This is a genomic window from Flavobacterium sp. LC2016-23, from assembly GCF_009674775.1.
Lineage (GTDB): Bacteria > Bacteroidota > Bacteroidia > Flavobacteriales > Flavobacteriaceae > Flavobacterium.
The window spans coordinates 126718-147065 of the sequence record NZ_WKKE01000014.1; the positions used below are offsets into that span (position 1 = coordinate 126718).

At 38.7% G+C, this 20348-nt stretch carries 9 protein-coding genes; all 9 read right to left on the reverse strand.

Annotation, left to right across the window (positions count from 1 at the left end; genetic code table 11):
* Positions 1-8: 8 nt before the first annotated feature.
* The gene (gene xyl3A / locus GJU43_RS13415; protein WP_154341264.1) at positions 9-2603 is read right to left on the reverse strand and encodes a xylan 1,4-beta-xylosidase; all 2595 of its coding nucleotides are present in this window, start codon (positions 2601-2603) and stop codon (positions 9-11) included.
* A gap of 58 nt (positions 2604-2661) precedes the next feature.
* A complete protein-coding gene (locus GJU43_RS13420; protein WP_154341265.1) occupies positions 2662-4245 on the reverse strand; it encodes a glycoside hydrolase 43 family protein in 1584 nt (527 codons plus the stop codon).
* A 3-nt stretch (positions 4246-4248) separates the two neighbouring features.
* Positions 4249-6546: a glycoside hydrolase family 127 protein gene (locus GJU43_RS13425; RefSeq protein WP_229655058.1), complete on the reverse strand. Its 2298-nt coding sequence runs from the start codon at positions 6544-6546 to the stop codon at positions 4249-4251.
* A gap of 89 nt (positions 6547-6635) precedes the next feature.
* A complete protein-coding gene (locus GJU43_RS13430) occupies positions 6636-9161 on the reverse strand; it encodes a glycosyl hydrolase 115 family protein (protein ID WP_154341266.1) in 2526 nt (841 codons plus the stop codon).
* A gap of 6 nt (positions 9162-9167) precedes the next feature.
* Positions 9168-11888, reverse strand: a complete 2721-nt coding sequence (locus GJU43_RS13435; RefSeq protein ID WP_154341267.1) for an alpha/beta hydrolase-fold protein — start codon at positions 11886-11888, stop codon at positions 9168-9170.
* Between the two features lie 89 nt (positions 11889-11977).
* A complete protein-coding gene (locus tag GJU43_RS13440; protein ID WP_154341268.1) occupies positions 11978-13216 on the reverse strand; it encodes an SGNH/GDSL hydrolase family protein in 1239 nt (412 codons plus the stop codon).
* Between the two features lie 72 nt (positions 13217-13288).
* Positions 13289-16264, reverse strand: coding sequence for a glycosyl hydrolase 115 family protein (locus GJU43_RS13445; RefSeq protein ID WP_154341269.1), 2976 nt, complete (start codon positions 16262-16264; stop codon positions 13289-13291).
* Between the two features lie 112 nt (positions 16265-16376).
* A complete protein-coding gene (locus GJU43_RS13450) occupies positions 16377-18110 on the reverse strand; it encodes a glycoside hydrolase family 43 protein (protein WP_154341270.1) in 1734 nt (577 codons plus the stop codon).
* A 289-nt stretch (positions 18111-18399) separates the two neighbouring features.
* Entirely contained in the window at positions 18400-20346 is a 1947-nt protein-coding gene (locus GJU43_RS13455) for a RagB/SusD family nutrient uptake outer membrane protein (protein ID WP_154341271.1), read from the reverse strand.
* Between the last annotated feature and the right edge of the window lie 2 nt (positions 20347-20348).

Genomic DNA, 20348 nt, shown 5'->3' on the forward strand with positions numbered 1-20348 from the left:
AATGCCTGCTACTGAACACTTACTTTAATCATTTTTAATGCTTTGGCATCTGAACTATTGCCATAATACACCTCGTATTCTCCTTGAGCTACCTTCATCCCTCCGGTAACGGAATCATAAAATTCAAAAGAAGAAGCGGGTAAACTGATCGTTACCTTTTGTTTTTCACCTGCTTTTAAATCGATTCGTTTAAATGCTTTTAATGTTTTTAAAGGACCATCTGTATCTTTTACTTTTCGAACATACACCTGTACTATCTCTGTTCCGTTACGCTTGCTGACGTTCTCTATTGAAAAGTTTAAATCGGCACTTTCATTAGATTTTAGACTTGTTTTACTCAGATTTGCAGCGCCAATATGAAACTTAGAGTAACTTAACCCAAAACCAAAAGGGAACAAAACATCTGTTGTATATCGGTACGTACGTCCTTTCATGGAATAATTTTCAAAGTCGCCTAATTTGTCTGAGTTTTTATAAAATGAAACAGGCAGTTTTCCTGCAGGATTGTAATCTCCAAAAAGGACATCAGCCACCGCCTGACCTCCGGATTCACCCGGATACCAGGCTTGCAAAATGGCATCACAGCTTGCTGTCTCCGGCGTTAAAGCAATTGCAGAGCCGGAACAGTTTACAAAAATTACTTTTTTACCTGCAGCTTTCAGTTCTTTTAAACATTTTCTCTGCACAGCCGGAAGTTCGATATCCGTTCGGTCCCCGCCTTTAAAACCCGGGGAAGAAACGGGCATTTCTTCTCCTTCAAGCAGGGTAGAGAGTCCTCCTGCAAAAATTACAGTGTCGATGCCTTTTAATTTTTGAATTAACGAACTGAAATCAATATTAAATTCTTTTCCAAAATCGAATTCCAGATTAGCCTGCCAGTTGTTTGACTGGGCAAAAAGTATTTCGATTTTGTATTTTTTACCCGCTTCGACTACAAAGGGAATGTTTCCCGGAACAGTACGCCAATTGGTATATTTTGTGATTGATTTTCCGTTAACTACTAATTCGAAAACACCGGTAGCTCCCGTTTTAAAAACAAGTGTATCGTTTGCCGGTGCCAAAAATTCTGTTTCGTATTTTGCTGAAAATCCTTCCAGCTTAACTCCTGAAGCAAATTCATGCTGCCCGGCAGTAGTCATTTTTACCGGATTTAAAATCTGCTGGGATATAACACTGTTCCCTTCTCTGTTTGGATTATTCCAATAGGTTGCTTTCATTCCTTTCTTTCCTTCAAATGAAATCTGGTTAAAATAACTTTGGTTTACTTTATCATCTACCAGATCACAAGCTTTATCGTAAAAAATTTCATTTCCCGGAATTTTTGACTGGATTCCATTTCTGATGGTAATCGTTTTAACGGGTGTTCCGTTATAATTTCCCCATAACATTGGCTCATTATCTGCATTTGGACCTATGACAGCTATTTTATTTATCGCTTTATTTAAAGGAAGTATATCGTTTTTATTTTGTAAAAGCGTCATTGATTTCTGAGCCATTTCAAGCGCTAACTGCTGATGTTCTTTACTGTTAAGTACAGAGGCCGGGATTTGAGCCCAGGGTACTATCGCGTCATCATCCATTTCACCCAAATCAAAACGGCCAGTGAGAACCCGAAGCAAACTTTTATTGATATCGTCTTCTTTTATTAAGTCTTTAGCGACAGCTTCCGGTAAGTTTTTAAAAGGATATTTTTCCCAGACACATTCGACATCGGTTCCTGCCAGGACGGCTTTAGAAGCAGCATGTACTGCATCTGATGAAACTTTGTGAGTGGTATAAAAATCAGTAACTGCTCCGCAATCTGAAACTACCATATACTGATATCCCCATTCATCACGAAGAATACGCTGCAAGAGTCTGGTATTACTGCAGCAAGGTTCATCGTCTAAACGCTGATACGCGCACATTACCTGACGCACATCGGCATCCTGTACCAGTGCTTTGAATGCCGGCAGATACGTTTCATACAATTCGCGCGGGTCTACGTTATTTAAATTCAATTCGTGCCTGCTCCATTCGGGGCCTGAATGGACAGCAAAATGCTTGGCACAGGCTAAAAGTTTGCGGTATTTTGAATCTGCCGGCCCCTGGAGTCCCTTAACAACCGAAATACCCATTCGGGAAGTAAGGTACGGATCTTCGCCATAGGTTTCCTGACCACGGCCCCATCGCGGATCCCTGAAAATATTGACATTAGGCGTCCAGACCGACAGGCTCAGAAAACGCTTGTTCTCATTACCGTTTTGTATCCATTGGTTATATTTTGCACGGGCTTCATCTGACACGGCATCGAAAACACGATAAAGTAACTGATCGTCAAACGAGGCTGCCATACCTATGGGTTCAGGAAAAACAGTAACATTGTCATTATTTGCATAACCATGCAAAGCTTCACTCCACCAATTGAATTTTTTAATTCCAAGGCGGGGTATTGCATCACTTTGGTCACACATTAATGACGCTTTTTCTGCAAGTGTCAATCGTGAAATTAAATCTTCTGCCCGCTTTTTCGAACTAAGAGATGCATCCTTAAAAGGATATTGCTGTGCATTTAAATTAAATACAAAAAATAAACTTATGATAAACAGATAACGTATTTTCATGATTTCTCTATTTGAATTGAATACTAGGAAGACTATTTTGAACCGATTAAATCTTATACTACTTATTTTTTGAAATCTGACCCTCAATATGGAAATAATCAAAATCTACAAATCCGCCGGCAGCTTTAGTCGAGTAATTAAACAGGCCAAAGCGGTATCCCATAAAATGAGGAAGTGTGTAGGGTAATTTTACTGCATTTCCGATACTGATCCATTTTTTGCCGTCTAAACTGTAAAAAAACCTTCCTTCGTCTTTTTTGTTTTTAAAATCACATTCTGCTTTGAAATAAACTTTATCCTGCGTTAAAGGAATACTTTGAATTTCTGTGGGATTATCTTTGACCATCTCAATCATTACCATTTTTTTGGAACCTTTTTCAGCTCTTACGCCTATCAGTGCATAATTCTTTTGTAATAAAGAAAGTCCTGCAAAATCGCCTTCTTTCATTTTAGAAACCTCCATCAGAATAGTTCCTGTACTTTCGGGCCCAAAAGTTCTTTGTGTCAGTGTATTTTTAGCCTGAACAAAACTGCTGTCTGTTCTTGCTGTTTTCAGTCTTAAATAACCTTTTCTTTCTTTTACAGACCAGAGCGAGTTATCGGGATTATGGTTCCACTGCCATGCTAAAGGCAAATCTGCATCGTTTTTTTTGCGGTTAAAATCATCTGATTGTACAATTCCGGGAATTAAACCTTTGCCCGCAGGTAAATCCAGGTATTCGGGTACTTTACCATTTTCGCCCAAGACTGGCCAGCCGGCCTCCCATGTAACGGGCAGTAGATAAGGAATACGTCCTACACCTCCGGAATCCCGAAATAAATAAGCAAACCATCTTCCGTCCGGCGTATTGATAAGTCCTCCCTGTGCCACGCCTAAGTCCTGCAACGCCACTTTTCCTTCCCACGGGCCTGAAATATGGTCGGCTCTGTGTATGATTACAGTTCGCATCCCGTCTTTTGGCCAGACTATGTTAAATAAATAATATTTTCCTTTTACTTTAAAAAGCTGCGAACCTTCAGATTGCAGCATGATATTATTTCCGGCGGGAGCGCTGGCATTTTCGATCAGCACTCTTTTTGTCTGCTCTTGTACAGCTGATAAGTCTGCATTTAGCTCTGCAATTTGCAGTTTCCCTGCTCCCCAAACCATATAAATTTTGCCATCATCGTCAAAAAATATAGAATGGTCGTGGTAAGAATTATTCAAAACTGCTCTTTTCCACGGGCCTTTCTCTATATCTTTTGTAGAAAAAATATACGTTTTACCGGTTGTCCCCGAAAAAGTACTTACATAATAAATACCCTTATGATAACGCAGGCTGCTGGCCCATGAACCTCTTCCGTAATCGTTTTTACCGTTGTTTAAATTTAGTCTATCATCATTGTCTTCTAATGTTTGATAAGCGTAGTTGATGAGTTTCCAATTAACCAGGTCTTTCGATTTCATAATGGGAACACCGGGATTCATGTGCATTGTCGTGCTGCTCATGTAATAAATATCGTTTACACGAATGATGGACATGTCAGGAACATCGGCAAAAATAACCGGATTCTGAGCCTTATTTTGTGCATAGTCACACCAGGTAAAAAGCAGAACAAGACTAAAAAAAACACTTCTAATTTTTATTTTATTTGGCATCATTTTCTAATCTTTTAAAATTCTGAATTGATGAAACTTCGGACTATTGCTGCCGCCAATAGATTTTATTGTAATGTTTACAATTTCAATTTTCTCGATATTTAATCGAATGGTTTTATTTTGCAGAGAAATAATCTGCGTGGGTTTTTCATTGATAAAAATGGTGATTTTATCTGTTTTAGAATCGTCTGTACAACTTATATCCAGATATTTTCCGGACTTATTTTTATTTAATAACTGATAGGAAATATACGATCGTGTACTTCTCCAGGCCATTGTATCATCATAACCTGAATCACTTTTTTCGCCTTTATACCTATGATCCACTTCTGACTGCTGTTCGCCGCAATTAATTTTATCGATAGTTTTAGCTTCCAAAGCCAATGCTTCAATTTCCTGCTGTTTCAATAAAGCATGTTTTTCCTGATACTGTTCTTTGGTATAATTTTGAAAATACATTTGATATCTCGAGTCATGAATTTCAAAAAAAGGCTGTAATTCTAACGAATCTAAACGAAAATGCAAGTTTCCTAATTCCTTCAATTTTGCGATATAAGCTGACTTTTCACCAATCATTTCATACGCCTGATCCAAAGGATAATATTTACCGGCTGCGATATGTCCCATACGGCTGTCATCGGCAAATAATCCATCTAAATCTTTATTGGATGTTTTCGCAGCCAATACAATAGGGCCATTGACAAAAGCACTCCAGTTGGAACCATCTGGCAAACCTTCCAAATGTGTAGTGGTTTTGAATTTAACCGTGATCTGATCTCCTGATTTCCATTTTCTGGTAAGAATCACGTAACTGGATGGTTTAGCTTCTATTTTCTGAATTTTACCGTTTATGGAAATTTCAAAATTTTCAGCCCATTTCGGACAGCGGATGTTCAGGGAAAATGTTTTGCTTTTCTTCATTTTCAAAATAAGATCTGTACTATTTTCAAATGGAAATTTTGTACGCTGTTCTATTTCAATATCTTTTTCGGTCCACTGCAATGTTGAAGCGATAAAAAGATTTACAAATACATCATTATCGGTATGACTGTAAATTAACTCTCCATATTTGGAATGATTTTCAAGTCCTGAACCCACACAACACCACATGCTTGTTTCGGGTTGAGAATATACGCGATAGTGATTGGGTCTGATGGGTGTAAAATAAACAAAACCTCCTTTTTCCGGATGCTGGCTTGAAAGAATATGATTGTAAAGTGTACGCTCATAAAAATCAAGATAGGATATATCATTTTTATCGAGAAACAACGCTTTACTCAGACGTTCCATATTGTAAGAGTTACAGGTTTCAGGCCCCTGGTTTGACTTTACCATACTGCTAAAATCATCAACAGGATTGAAATGTTCCGCAAAACTGTTTCCTCCAAAAGCTACACTTCGTTTTTGAGTGACATTTTCCCAAAAAAATTGTGCCGCCTCTGACCATTCCTTATTTCCTGAGAGTACTGCGATTTTCTCAAAACCAATAACTTTGGGTATTTGGGTATTGGCATGTAAGCCCGTTAATTTATCTTCTTTTTGCAGCAGGGGATTCAGAAGGGCTAAGTGCGAAATTTTTTCGGCTGTTTCAAGATATTTTATGTTTTTGGTTATGATGTACAGATCTGCAAAAGATTCATTGATGCCTCCGTGTTCTGTTTTTAATATATTTTGTATCTGTTCTTCTGAAAGCGGACGAATTAATTCTATAAACCAATCACCCAGTTTTATTAAAACGTCCTTTGCTTTTTCATTTCCTGTATATTGGTACGCATCATTCAGACCTGCAAAAAGCTTATGGATATTATACAGTGGTACCCAAGTATTATTTAATCCAAAATTACTTCCGTCTACATCCCCATTATGAATTCGATTCCAAAAAACCTTTCCCTGAGGAATTCCTCCTACATAGCCGTTGCCATTTTTATCCTGACATACCGCTAATTCTGAAACCATATAATCTAATCGGTTTTTAAGCTCTGCATTTCCGGTAGAAGCATACATCATGGCCAAAGCAGAGAGATAATGCCCTGCTATGTGCCCGTCAAGTCCTGAACTTTCCCAATTCCCGTACCGATCTGATTTTGGAGGTAAGTCAGCAGCGATAAAATAGGGTGCTAAAAGTTTATCCGGGTTAAGCGCCAGAATATATTTAAGATCAACATCCTGCGCATTTTTAAACGGCCCGTCTTTTAATCTGACGTCTTTCAAATTAAAGGACTGCATCTGAGCTGCAGCAGAAGAAGCCAAAAACAATCCCAGTAAGCAATAGGAGATTCTATATTTCATTAAAAAATTTCTCATAATATTATTTAAATAAATGGACTTGATGTCCTTTCTTTACTAGCTGATCCCATACTCTGTGAACTTGTAGATTCAAAAATTCAAAAACCCTATTCAGAAATCATTTCACTCTCAGGAGGGCCAAGGTAAGAAGGCTTCAACCCTCCGGTATCGATCAAAATTTTCTCCAGAACAATTCCGGGATCCAGAACACGAAAACGTAAAACATGTTTTCCTGCTTTCGAAATAGTATGTTTAGTCGCCGAATGTATCAGGTGTTCTGCCTGCCACTTCCCTAATTCACCACGGTAATGTCCGTTAAAATTTATAAGCTGTGGTTTTTCTCCATCAAAAGAGACTTCGTAACGAAGCCCTTTATTACTGTTAAAATTAAGAGTAGGAGCCAGAAGCAGCTCAACATTAAATTCACCGGTTGAAACAAAATCAATTTCATATTCAACAAAAATATTCTCCTTCGGATCCGGATACCTGTTTTGTGGAAATAGGGTAATACCGCTTTTTGTTTTTCCAAAATCAGGAATCACTTCCCAGTGTGTATTATCGGAATTATTTGATTTAGAAAAATGTTCTGCTTCTATAGCCACATAGCCTTGTTTTTCTACAAATAGCTTTCGAATTACCTCATCTTTTTCTGAAATATAAGTGACCTCAGGCATACTGTTTTTAGGAGAATCATGCCAGTTTTTGTATCCGATACGCATTTGATCCATCATGTGAGTCCATTTCCCTCCGGAAATTTCATTATTGTATTTATTCTGAAGAACAGAATCCCTGGCAAAATTGCTTTTCACCTGATCCGCAAAAATATTGGCAAGGCTGTTTTTTTCCGCTGCCAGTTTTCTGTTATTGGCCTGTGCAAAATACATTTCGTAAAGGTTGCTGCAGGCATCTATAGGGTATAAAACCAATTGAAAATAGGCATCTTTATAAGTAGTGGGAATATCATTGTAAATTCGATAAGCGTCTAGTGTTAAACTCTTGTAATCATTCACTACCTTTTCAAATTCATTGTAGTTTTCCAGACTGTAGGTGTTACTGTCCAGCATCTCCGGAGTTACTCTTCGGTTGAATTTTGGATAGGTGTTTAATAGTCGGGCGATTTCTTTGGCGTGTTCCGGTCCGAACTGCTCAACGGCCCATTTCCGTGTAAACTCGAAAAGATTCCGGGAGTTGAATTTTTGAGGATTCCAGGCCATTTCTAAAAAGAAACTGATCGGAAATTCCATTGGTTTTAGATCTCCTACATTGACAATCCAGATTTTATCAACTCCGTGTTTATAACTGAGATTCATTTGTTCCCAGACTCTTTGTATCGGACTGATATTAATCCATTTTGAATTTCTTGGGCCTCCCACATAATCAAAATGATAATACATGCCATAACCGCCTTTATGAAGGGGTTTGGAAAGATCGGGCAGTTTGCGCACATTTCCCCAATTGTCATCACAAAAAAGTAAAATAACATCGTCCGGAACCCGCATTCCCTGATCATAGTAGTCCTGTACTTCCTTGTATAAAGCCCATACCTGAGGTGTTTTTTCCGGCTTTTTTTGCGTTACGTCAGCAATAATTTTTCGTTGCTCTTTTACGATATTTTCCAGCAAAGCGATGTTGGTTCCTTCGCTCATGGCTTCATCACCGTCTCCGCGCATTCCTACGGTTATAAGCTTTTCCCAATTTTTGCTGCGTTCTAATCCTCCTTTCCAGAATTCATCCAGAACGGTTTTATTTTTATTATAATCCCAAACATTCGGGAGGTTATTTTTTTTAATATATCGGTGCCAGTCGGTTTGTGCCAGAGCCATGGGTTCGTGGTGTGATGTACCGATGATAATTCCCATTTCGTTGGCAAGAGGTCCGCTGGCGGGATCATCATCGTAAAATGCATTTCCCCACATGGCCGGCCAGATATAATTGGCTTTTAGCCGAAGCAGTAATTCAAAAACTTTCTCATAAAACTTACTGTTAAATCCGCCAAATGTGGTTTTAGACCAGCCACTTAATGCCGGTGCTTCGTCGTTGATAAAAATTCCCCTGTATTTCACCGCAGGCTCTCCGTCACTGTATATTCCTTTTACAAAATAAATAGCTTCTTTTTGCTCCACAGGAACATCAGCCCAGTAATACCAGGGCGAAACGCCAATTTGTTTCGATAATTCGTAAATGCCGTAAATCGTTCCGCGTTTGTCACTTCCGGCAATAACAATGGCTTCTTCTACTCCTTTAAATGGATTTTTAATGTTCTGAATACTAAACTTTTCATTTTTGCCCTTGAGCTGTTTTCCGTCGATTTTATTTGCCTTAACTAAATCATCAATAACAGAATTGGTTCCGATTGTTCCGATAATAATTAGTGGTGATGATGAGTTTGGTTTCTGATTTAAGATCGACGGTTTTTCTCCCGTAACTTTTTCAAAATCAACTTGTAAATTAGTGATTGCACGCAAAATTCCCGCATCAGTTCCAGTACTCACAAAAAAAGAAAGAGGTGATGATTTCTCTTTTAGTACGACAACATCTCCAGCTTTTTGAGTTGTTATAAAAGACTGAGCTACAGTTGAAATATTAAAACTAAATGTAAGAAGTGTGATGATATATGTTAAAAATCTATTCATTGTACTTTATTTATTAAACAATAATGGTGCGAACATAAATAAATCGTGCCTCCAAACCGGCCAGGTATGTCCGCCTGAATACTCACTGTATTTATATTTGATTCCGAGCTGATCGAACTTTTTCATCATTATTTTACAATTTTCAAAAGCAATATCTTCTTTACCTCCCATAGAAATCCAAAATTCTTTGATGTTCGTATTAATCGTCCCAACATTATTTTTCATAAACTCGTATTGCGGATCAGATAAAGTGGTATTATTTGCCCACCAGCCTGAACTAAAAACGCCGATATACGAAAACAGGTCTGAATTTTTAACGCCCGCATAAAGCGTTTGCAAACCACCCATTGATAGTCCTGCCAAGGCTCTGTTTTTAGAGTCTTTCGCAACTTTAAAATGGTTTTCTACAAAAGGTATTGCTCCGGTTTTTAATTCATTTTCAAAAGTTTTAAGTGCATTTTCATTAAAACCTGCAATTCCGCCTGTATTTCCCATATTGCCGTCAAGCATGGCAATTATCATTGGCTTTGCTTTATTTTCAGCAATTAAATTATCTAAAATTAAATTAGCCTTACCTTGTGTAGCCCAACCGGTTTGATCTTCACCTCCGCCATGTAACAGGTATAAAACCGGATATTTTTCTGTAGCATTTTCATAACCCGGCGGTGTATACACATACATTTCACGCCAGGAATTAGTGGCTTTTGAAAAGTATTGATTTATTCGAATGTCACCATGCGGAACATCTTTTAAAGCATAAAAATCTCCTTCTTTATTTGGAATTTCGATACCGCTTGCCATACGCCCCATACCGTAAAATGTCTGACTTGACGGATCTGCGACTGCAACACCATCAATCAGCAGGGAATAATAATTAAATCCTTTGTTGATTATATCTGTAGTTACTGTCCAAAATCCTTCTGAATCTCTTGTCAGATCATATTTTCTTCCCAAATCGATCTGTACTTTTGATGCTTGGGGAGCATTGACTTTAAAAAGCACCCTGTTATCCGGTAATATTTGAGGATACTTTGCATTACGAATATTGGTTTCCGCAGGGTTGCCTAAAATTGTATATGCAGCAAAAACAGACTGATCAACTGGTTTAAATAAGAATTGTGAAAACATGTATAAACCGTTTTTCCAAACTTTAAAATCGTGGACTCCGGGCTCGATATAATAGATATGAGGCACATCATTTTTGTATAAATATTGGTGCGTTCTCTTACTGTTTTCGATAAGCCAGTCGTTATCACCGCAGGAAATCCAGAGTAGTTTTAATTTCTTTTTTGCTTCTTCAGGATTAGGGAGTAATTCCTCGGGCATTTTAGTATTGGGAGCTGCTGAGAAAGCGCCTATCCAGGCAAATTTATCCAGATTCCCCAATCCGAAATTTAAGGATTGTCCTCCGCCCATTGATAATCCGGCGATCGCGCGGTGTTCTCTGTCTTTGAGAACCGGGTATTTTTTTTCGATAAACGGAATCAGATCATTTAGCAAATCTTTTTCGAAAGCAGCAAAAGCCTGTACTTTATCGGGCGCCATTATATTTCCGGTTGCACTGTCGTCTTTCATTGCCCTTCCGTTTGGCATGACTACAATCATGGGTTCAATTTTTCCTTCTGCAAAAAGGTTGTCTAATATAATTTGCGGATTTCCTCCGTTTAGCCATTCTTTTTCATCGCCGCCTATTCCGTGTAAAAGGTATAGTACCGGATATTTTTTCTTTTTATTGAATCCAGGAGGCGTATAAACGGTTGCTTTTCTCAGCGAACCAACTGTTTTGGATTCGTAACTGATGCTTTCTACCTTTCCGGTGGGTATATTTGAATTTGACTGGTCAAAACCAAGGGGAGCCTGCACTATAAAAGGCGTTTTTCCATCAGCCAATTTATATCCCAATAACGAAAGCATTTTATCAGCATAACGTCTTCCTAAGTCTCTGTAACCTGCAGCATTAAAATGCAAAAAGTCTGGTTCTGCCGTGCATCCTTTAGATGAAATAACATACGAATTTGGAATCGTTTTTGGCAGTGTCGCAATAATTTTATTCATGCTTCCACATTTACCATTCTGGTCTTCGTTTACAGTTTCTCCCGATAACAGAGGCACTTTCTTCGGATCCAGATTTAGATCTTTCATTAAATTATCGTAGACAATTTTGACCTTTTTTGTCCAAAGTGTATCTCCTGTATTCGATTCTCCCTGATGCAGTAGAATACCTTTAATGACCCCTTTTTTCTGCGCAATTCTTGCCATTTCGACAAGTCTCCCATAAGGATTTCCGTCGTATTCTTTAAGAATGCCTTTCATCCAGTCTGGCGCCGTTGCTACATATTCTGCTGCTTTATCTTTGTCAAAAAGTTCAATTTTGCATCCTCCAACGGCTACATTGATTACGCCAACTTTTATATTTTTAGGTAAATTGGCTACCAGATTTCGTCCAAAATAATCAACCGGCGTTAGTCCGGTACTGCAACGGCACAAAGGCGGAATGGCGGTGTACCAATTTCCTTTTTCACGTTTCAGTTCAGGACAATTGACTGCCTGTAAAACCTGAAACCGATCATCGACACCTACTTTATCCTGTGGTTCTATTTTGGCATATCCTTCCATATTTGACTGTCCAAAACTCAGATAAATATGAAAGTTGGAATCCTGGGAATACCCCTTTTGTGTTATTGAAAAAAGAACTGCAAATGCGAAAAGTCTAGTTATTAATTTCATAATATAGATATTTTTTATTGTCAAAAATCATTTGAAGGCTGAATAGTGAAAAATATAATTCAATTTTAAAAAGGAAACGGCACACTTTATTACTTGAATAAATCAAGATCTACAGCTTGTCCCATTGTAAAATAACCTAGTTCGTTCGGGTGCAAAAAGTCGCCGTCATGCATGTTTGATAAAATAGTTCCTGAGTCTGTTTCTGAAACCATTGCCTTATCAAAATCAATTACAGCATCAAACGCATTACTATTTCGAATCCATGCATTTACAAGATTCCTTGCCTCCTGCCTGTAAGGAGCATCATAGAATGATTTCTGAAAAGGCAAAATAGTACAACCGTAAACTTTAATATTCCTCGCATGTGCTTTATCAATCATTACTTTATAGGCTTCAATAAGCTCCTGAGCTTTAGCAGGTGCCTCTTCAGCGCGTTTAATTCCTCCAATATCATTTATGCCTTCCAGCAATATCAGCCATTTTGCACCATTTTGGGAAAGTACATCCCTGTCAAAACGATCCAGTGCAGTAGGTCCTAATCCTCCCTTAATGACACAATTTCCTCCAATTCCTAAATTCAGAACTCCTATATTTTCGGTTTTCTTATCTGCGGATAATCGGGCCGACAGGATATCTGTCCATCTGTTTTGCTTATTGGTGCCCGAGCCACGCCCGTCTGTAATAGAATTTCCCAGACAGACTATAGCAGCCGGTTTTTCACCGACACTGACATCCAGTCCCATAATCGAATACCAGTGATCTGTTTTTATCGCTCCGTCAAAAGCTTCATTGTTAAGATTATCCCCCTGAAGAATATAAGATGTGGTGCGCGAGCCCGGATGTCCTGATGTTTTTAATGAAGTTGCACCGTAATGAATGGTAATAGCTAAAAGCTGGCCTGGCTGCAATTCAAAATCAAAAGCATCTGAAAACACTTCCTGTCCGGCATTCATGGTAATTCCCGGATTTCCGTTAAAGCTAAGTATTTTTTGAGTTTTCGGATCAATAGCCGGCGCATTGACAACATTTGCAACGCTAACAGATTTCAGAACAGTTGGCTGATCACTAAATATATTAGAAAAACGCAATCTCATGTGCTTTCCTCCAATTGAAACCCTGATGACCTGTCGCAGTGTATTTTCTGAAAGACCCGGCGAAGGAGGCATATTGTTTGGTTCTACCTGCATCTGGGCACAGGCCCAGGTACCAACCCAGCTCCCGGTATTTGAGTTCTTCGGCATTTTTATTGCGCTGTCAGTACCTTTACATCCTAAGATTAAAAGGAAAAGATGTAAAAACAATAGCCTTTTTAAATAGTCCTTTTTCATTTTTATTTTTTAAAGTTTTAAAACTGTTTGGTTTACAATACGGATTCTGCTTTTTCTTCTGCCTTTCTATTTTTATTTTTCATTATGCCACACCGGAACGGCTCCAAAATAACTGGGATATTTATTATCGGGATTCACTACAATTTTTTCGAGCACGACTTCCGGATCAATCATAAAAATTTTTAAGGTATGAATTCCCGGTTCTTCTGCATCAAGTTCGACATCAAGCCATCTTAAATTATCAAAGACCTCATTTCGTCGGAGTTTTCCATTTCCAATAAAATCAATATCCTTGTTTAAGGCGGGCAGTGGTTTTAATACTTTAGAATGCGCTAAATTTGAAGGGGTATATTCCCCAAAAGTATCTACCAGGCCTTTGCGGGCATCTACAATTTCCGGAGCCTGATTGTCCAGTGCTGCTGCAATTCGAAGTCCTCTCTGCGGGTTAATATCCTGGGTAGGGAGAATACCTATACAAAATTTTGCTTTTCCTTTTTTCGAAAGAAACACTTTATACTCTAATCGTGAAGCGGATTCTGTACTTGCGCTTAGCGCGGTAACCGGGTCAATTCCCATACAGGCACCTGATCTGCCTAAATCCGGCAAAACCACCCATTTGGCAGATTCTCCCGGTATATTGGCATTGTATTTATCTGCGGGTATGGAAAACTCTCCGGTTAAACTTCCAAAGTAGGGCTCGTTAATTTCCGGTACTGCTGCTTTTACAGCGGTAATTTGCACCGGTATTACTTTTTTTCCCTGTCTGATTTCAATTACTGCATCAAAAGTCCCGCTGTTCAAAGCGTCCCAGTCAATCTCTACCTGAATACGTGTTTCGTTTTCAACTACACCTTTGTACTGACTCAATTTAACCCACGGCTTATTTACTATAGCTGAAAATTCAAAAAATCCTGTGCCACGGTTAAATACATCAATATAATAATTGGATTTGGTCAGGCCGTCAAATAAGGGCAATGCCGCTTTTTCAGCTGTATCGGGCCATGACAATTCGCTGCCTTCGAGAGCCACTCCAATGGCGGGTTCAGGCAATGGTTTGATTTCTTGCATATCAGGCAGACTATTGGCTTTGGGCATTGACCATATTTTATAGCCTATATGAATGTCGTTCATCATGTTTTTCCATTTCCCTTGTGCTATGGAATCATTATAACAGGTACTCCATTTTTTGTCCTCTTCAAAAAGAGCCCGGGCACGCTGGTAGTAGTCGTTAGCAGTCATTCTTCCTTGTTTTCGATAAAGGTTATTCTTATCTGCTGCAAGATAAATTTCTGCGACACCGGCCGAAGCCTTTACCGGATATAAAACTAACTGATAGTAGGCATCCTGAGCTCCGGCGGGTATTTTTGACTGAAGTGCTTCTGCTTTGTCTGACAAATCTTTCCATAATTTTAGTACGCGGTCTGATTCGTGATGATTTACAATACTGAAAATGTTGGCAACCTGTGCTTCGGGTTTGCGCCAAAGGTTATACTTAGTATATTTTGATACGATATCGGCAATCTCTTCTGCATGCTCGTTTCCAAATATGCTGCTGGCCCAGTCAACTGTGTACTCCCGGGTTTTATCAGCCGGAATTGCATCAGGATTCCATGCGAAACGGAGTATAAAATCAATAGGAAGCTCTTTAGGTTTAAGGTCTCCTGCATTTACAATCCATATTTTATCTATCCCGGATTGATAGGCTAAATTAAATTGCTGCTGTAATTTCGGAATAGTGGTGGTATTGATCCAGCGGTCGTTCCAGGGGCCTCCGTTCATGTCGATATGGTAATACATTCCGGCTCCTCCTTTTCGATTCTTTTCTTTCTCGGGAAAAGTACGTCGTATGTATCCCCAATTGTTATCACAAAATAAAAGAGTTACATCGTCGGGTACTGTTAATCCGGCATCATAATAGCGCTGTACTTCTGTAAAAATGGCCCAAACCTGAGGATGATTCTCTGCGTTGTCGTCATATACTTTTTGAATAATTTCGCGCTGTCCCTTAATCACATTTTGAAGTGTCCTGATATTTTCTGCATCGTTACCTTCTCCCATTGCCACATCACCTTCACCGCGCATGCCAATGGTAATAAGATTATCAAAATTTTTATTGCGTTGCAGTCCTTCGTAAAAAAACTGATCAATGTTTTTTTTGTTCGTGGCATAATTCCATTCCCCAATTTCTTTTTTCCTTTCTGTATATTCTTTCTGGGAACGCATCATGGGTTCATGATGTGAAGTTCCCATTACAATTCCATATTCATCGGCCGTTACCGGATTAAGAGGATCGTCTTCATTAAAGGATTTTCCCCACATTGCCGGCCATAAATAATTGGCTTTTAAACGCAACAGCAATTCGAAAATAGTAGCATACATTTTCGAATTGATACCGCCGTAAGCACCTCTTGCCCATTGCCCGAATGAAGGTTCCTCATCATTGATAAAAAGACCACGGTATTTTACTTTTGGCGAATCCTGAATGTATCTGCCTTGTTTTACATAAAGTTCAGTTGTTTTTTTAATGGGAACATCAGCCCAGAAATACCAGGGAGAAACACCTATTTTTTCGGAAATATCATATATGCCGTAAATAGTTCCTCGTTTATCACTTCCTGCTACTATTAACTGGCCGTCTACTGTTTGAATTAAAAAGGATTCCCACTGCCCTTTTATGGAGGAAACATCTATTTTTTTTGCTGCAATTAATTTATCAATAGTCCTGCTTTTGCCTATAGTCCCGATCACAATAGCGTTTTTCCCCGGTGTTATATGCTCCAAAACCGGGGAAGCGCTGCCGGTAACTTTCCGAATATCATCACTCAAATCTTTTCCTGCACGAATCACGCCTTTCCAGTCATTGGGATCCATATAAATTGAAGCTGAAATACCATTCGCAGCGATCTCAAAAGCCTGTGCCTCCTTTTGATTTACGACATACTGCGGCGTTGTCTGCTGTTGCTTCTTTTTAACAGACTGCCCAAATGTAGGGGCTGCTAAAAATAACAGGAGCGATAACGCATGAAATTTCAACTTGAATCGAATCATGGTGCACTATTTTATTTATTAATAGAATTAATGCCAACGGTGGCCTTAGTTCTTAGCATTACACTTTAAAATCGAAAAGTGTTTTTTTTAAGCTTTCCTGGCATTACTTTTTTTATTCCGGCTGAGCATCATTTGCAGCTGTTGCATACAATCCCACCAAAGCTCCTGTAAAACCTCCTGCCACATTTGTTGAAAGAATATCTCCTGAGACACTTTCTCCTAAATTTTCAAAATCAACACCATTTACAGCATAACTAAACTGATAACTGTCTCCTGCAGCCTTTACTTGCAGACGCAGTGGTTTTTTAATTTCAATTTTAGCACTTGCAATAACTCTGGACTGTCCTTTTTCTGTTCTTTCCAACAGGATATAAGTATCCTTGCCTTTTTTTGTTACACCAAAAACATAATTAAAACGTTCATTTTGTAAACATACAATTCCGGCCAGATCCTTTTCAGATTCGGGTTTATAATCAATCGTAGCTGCAAAAGAAAAAGTATTGTGCTGTTGTCTGTAAAAAAGTGTAGAAGTTGGTTTAACTTCTTTAATATTTACTTCAAATGGCTTAATCTGCAGTCCTTTTTTAGTTAGTGAAATAAAGTTTTCACGAGGTCCTCTCAGCCCAATCCATCTGTAATCTAATTTATCAGAAGTAAAATTTTCGGTAAACGTAAAATTTCCATTTGGGAAAAATCCGTCTTTGCCTGTTTTGTTTTCGGTAACACCTTTTGGCATTTTAATTTTTGGTTCTAAAGGCACTAATCCGTTTTCAAATACCGGAAAAGTTCCTGACCAGTCTACCGGAAGCATAAAAGTTTCACGTCCAGTATTTACTCTGTCTTTATCATTCGGACGAATGCCAAGAAATACGCCGTAATATTTATTATCAGGTCCCTGAACTAAATCTGCATGCCCTGCCCAGTCTACTTTGTTTGCTCTGTCTTTCGGAAAATATCTTTGGGTCAGAATTGGGTTATTTGAGGAAGGCAGGTAAGGTCCTTTCGGGCTGTCGCTCACAAAAATAACTTCACTGTGATTTCCTCCTGTACCTCCTTCTGCACACATTAAATAATAGCGACCGTCTTTTTTATACAAATGAGGCGCTTCAATCCATATTGGTTTTTTAGAAAGGTCTACACCTCCGTCTACTATAATTTTATCGGTTCCCGGAATTACTTTATCATTTGCCAGATCGTATTCCCAAATTTTAATTACGCGATGGCCTTCATATAATTGCTTTCCTTTATCGGGAGCATCGTTATGAACGACATAACCTTTTCCGTTATCATCAAAGAATATGCAGGGATCAATTCCTTCAAACCCTAATTTTACGGGACTTCCCCATCCCTTCATGGGATCTTTTGTTTTTACTATGATATTGCCCAGACCTCCTGAAAATGCTGTTACAATCATATAGAAAGTATCATTATGAGGATTATAGGTTATCCCCGGCGCGTACACCCCGGCACTAATGCCTGTATCATGGGGATTAAATTCGGATACCTTATTTAATACACCTCCCAGGTCTGTCCAGTTTACCAAATCTTTGGAATGGAAAATAGGCACTCCGGGAAACATCGCAAATGAAGAACAAACCATAAAATAATCATCTCCTTTTCTGGTAATAGCAGGATCGGGATAACATCCCTGTAAGATTGGCGTATAAAACTCATCCGGTTTTAATGGATAATTTTTATAAATCTTGTCATCTCCCTGATAAATAACATTAGAAAAAACTGGAGGTTTCCCCTTCTGTCCTTTGATAATCGTGTCTTTAACTGCAACTCCTTTAAAAGAAAAGAGAAACGTTATGGCTAATAAGAGAACTAATTGTCGCTGTTTCATTTTGTATTTTTTCTTGTTTTTTTAGCACCTGACAGAGGTGCCTTATTTAAAATATTGAAATTAAAGATAGAAACATTTTTTGAACGCTGATGACGCGGATTAAACGGATTTCTTATTTTATTTTATACAGATTTACCAGATTTTAACTAAAAAAATCCACGCTAATCAGCTTAAATCCGGGTCATTCGTGTTCTATTTCCAAATTGGATTCACAATTTAAAAGCCGAGGAAATTATCCCTCGGCTAAGCTTCAACTAACTTATAAATTTGTTTATTTTCAAAATATTTATTAATTGTATCCCGGATTTTGGTAAGCTTTTTTATCTGCATCAGACATTTCCATACCATCTATTTGCCCTTGCGGAATAGGACGCAGATAATGATAAGGCTGTATTGTTCTTGTTACAACTGCAGGTGTATGCTGTCCGTAATTTGATCCGCCGATTGTATATTTTCCGGCAAGTTCATTCCATTTTTGAGTTCGTACCAAATCATACCAGCGATATCCTTCACCGTAGTATTCGCGGGAACGTTCAGCCAAAATATAATTAATATCAATTACGGCGGGAGTTTCACTTATTAACAAAGCACTATTGTCTGCATTTTTGGCCACCTTACCATTATTATCCCAACGCCATTTTCCGGCACGGGCACGAATTACATTGATAAGGCTTCTGGCACTCATGGTACCTGTTGCTCCTTTTACCGCCGCTTCTGCAGCAACAAAATAAAGTTCTGAGAATTTAGCCACCGGATAAGGTCTTGTACTTCCGGCATTTGGCTGTCCTAGTCCTCCGGCATTATCGGTACGGTATGGTCCTAATTTCCATAAACCCGGATATACGATTCTGCTTATTCCCAGTGGAGAAATTACATAATCAGATCTGCCTGGCAGAACTCCGGCACCAACACCGTTATCGCCTGCCCCGGCAGGATATGTAATGGGTGTAGCCGGTTCATCATTAAGAAAAGTCACAATAGCATCACCCGGTTTTACCGGTAATCCGTTAGCATTATATAATGTTGCTACATCGGTTAATCCTGTTCCAAGCAAATTCCAGTTGCCACGATAAACAGTTGCAAATGTTCCGTCATATCTTGAATCGTTTGTTTTATCTGCAAAAGTTTTTGTAAAGACTTCAATAGGCGGCACCATCCTTACCCATGGACGTCCTAAGAATTGATCAGCCGCGCGCTGTACTGTAGAAACTGAAGCTCCGGAAGCATTTTTACTTCTTATAGCAGTATAATTCCATGTTCCCATCCAGCCTGCAAAATTATCCGGTGAACCTCCGCTGCCATAGGTAAGACTTGCTCCGTTATAATATTCGCTGGCTTCTGTATGGTCTGCATAAAGCATTAATTCTTTGTTACGGTCATTAGATCCTAAGTTTACATCATAATAATAAGGCAATAATGCATAAGATCCCGGATTATTAATTCCCTCCAAAGCTATATTATAAGCCTCCTGAAAATACCATTGCGCGTTGTGCCCGTCAGGATCTGTTCTTGGTGTATCCGGATAAGTAGGAATATTGTTAGGATTTTCTAACCACCATGCATATGTTAAATAAGCTTTTGCTAACATTAAACGAGCTAAAGTTTTAGTTGCCGTACCTGTTAATCTTGGCGCATCAGGCAATTCTTTTACTGCTGCTACTAAATCAGGAAAAATAGCTTTGGTATATACTTCTGTTACGGTATTTCGTTTTGAAGATCTTGACGGTTTACTATTAAATTTTAGTTCGCCTGTTCCTAAATCTAAGGGAACGCCTCCAAAATTCTGTACTAATAAAAAATAATCAAAAGCCCTGAAAAATTTAGATTCGGCAATTAAGCTGCTTGATACACCTACTGCTGCACCATTTTCAATAATTCCGCTTGCCGTATTAATATCATTATAAGAATTATTCCATACGACATCGGCTCTGCTCGAAGTGGCATTTATAATCCCAACTCCTGATAAGTCATGATCTTTGAAATTTCCGTCGGCTTGCTGTCCGTAAGTAGCTTCATCTGTACCGGTCTGAACGGAATTGTAATAATAAGCCTGCCCGTATATCCAGCGCAAATGTGCATAATGCGAGGTTAATCCCTGTAGCACTCCCTGTTCTGTTTTAAAATAACCAGGTTCATAAAAATCATGTGGTTTTTCTTCTAAAATATCAGAGCAGCCCGCAAAGGAGAACAAAGCTACTGATCCTATAATTAAGTTTTTAAAAATATATCGTTTCATGG

Excerpts from the sequence above, each read along its gene's own strand:
- GJU43_RS13450 (WP_154341270.1), bottom strand. The coding sequence starts at position 18,110 with ATGAAACAGCGACAATTAGTTCTCTTATTAGCCATAACGTTTCTCTTT.
- xyl3A (WP_154341264.1), bottom strand. The coding sequence starts at position 2,603 with ATGAAAATACGTTATCTGTTTATCATAAGTTTATTTTTTGTATTTAAT.
- GJU43_RS13420 (WP_154341265.1), bottom strand. The coding sequence starts at position 4,245 with ATGATGCCAAATAAAATAAAAATTAGAAGTGTTTTTTTTAGTCTTGTT.
- GJU43_RS13445 (WP_154341269.1), bottom strand. The coding sequence starts at position 16,264 with ATGATTCGATTCAAGTTGAAATTTCATGCGTTATCGCTCCTGTTATTT.
- GJU43_RS13440 (WP_154341268.1), bottom strand. The coding sequence starts at position 13,216 with ATGAAAAAGGACTATTTAAAAAGGCTATTGTTTTTACATCTTTTCCTT.
- GJU43_RS13430 (WP_154341266.1), bottom strand. The coding sequence starts at position 9,161 with ATGAATAGATTTTTAACATATATCATCACACTTCTTACATTTAGTTTT.
- GJU43_RS13435 (WP_154341267.1), bottom strand. The coding sequence starts at position 11,888 with ATGAAATTAATAACTAGACTTTTCGCATTTGCAGTTCTTTTTTCAATA.
- GJU43_RS13455 (WP_154341271.1), bottom strand. The coding sequence starts at position 20,346 with ATGAAACGATATATTTTTAAAAACTTAATTATAGGATCAGTAGCTTTG.
- GJU43_RS13425 (WP_229655058.1), bottom strand. The coding sequence starts at position 6,546 with ATGAGAAATTTTTTAATGAAATATAGAATCTCCTATTGCTTACTGGGA.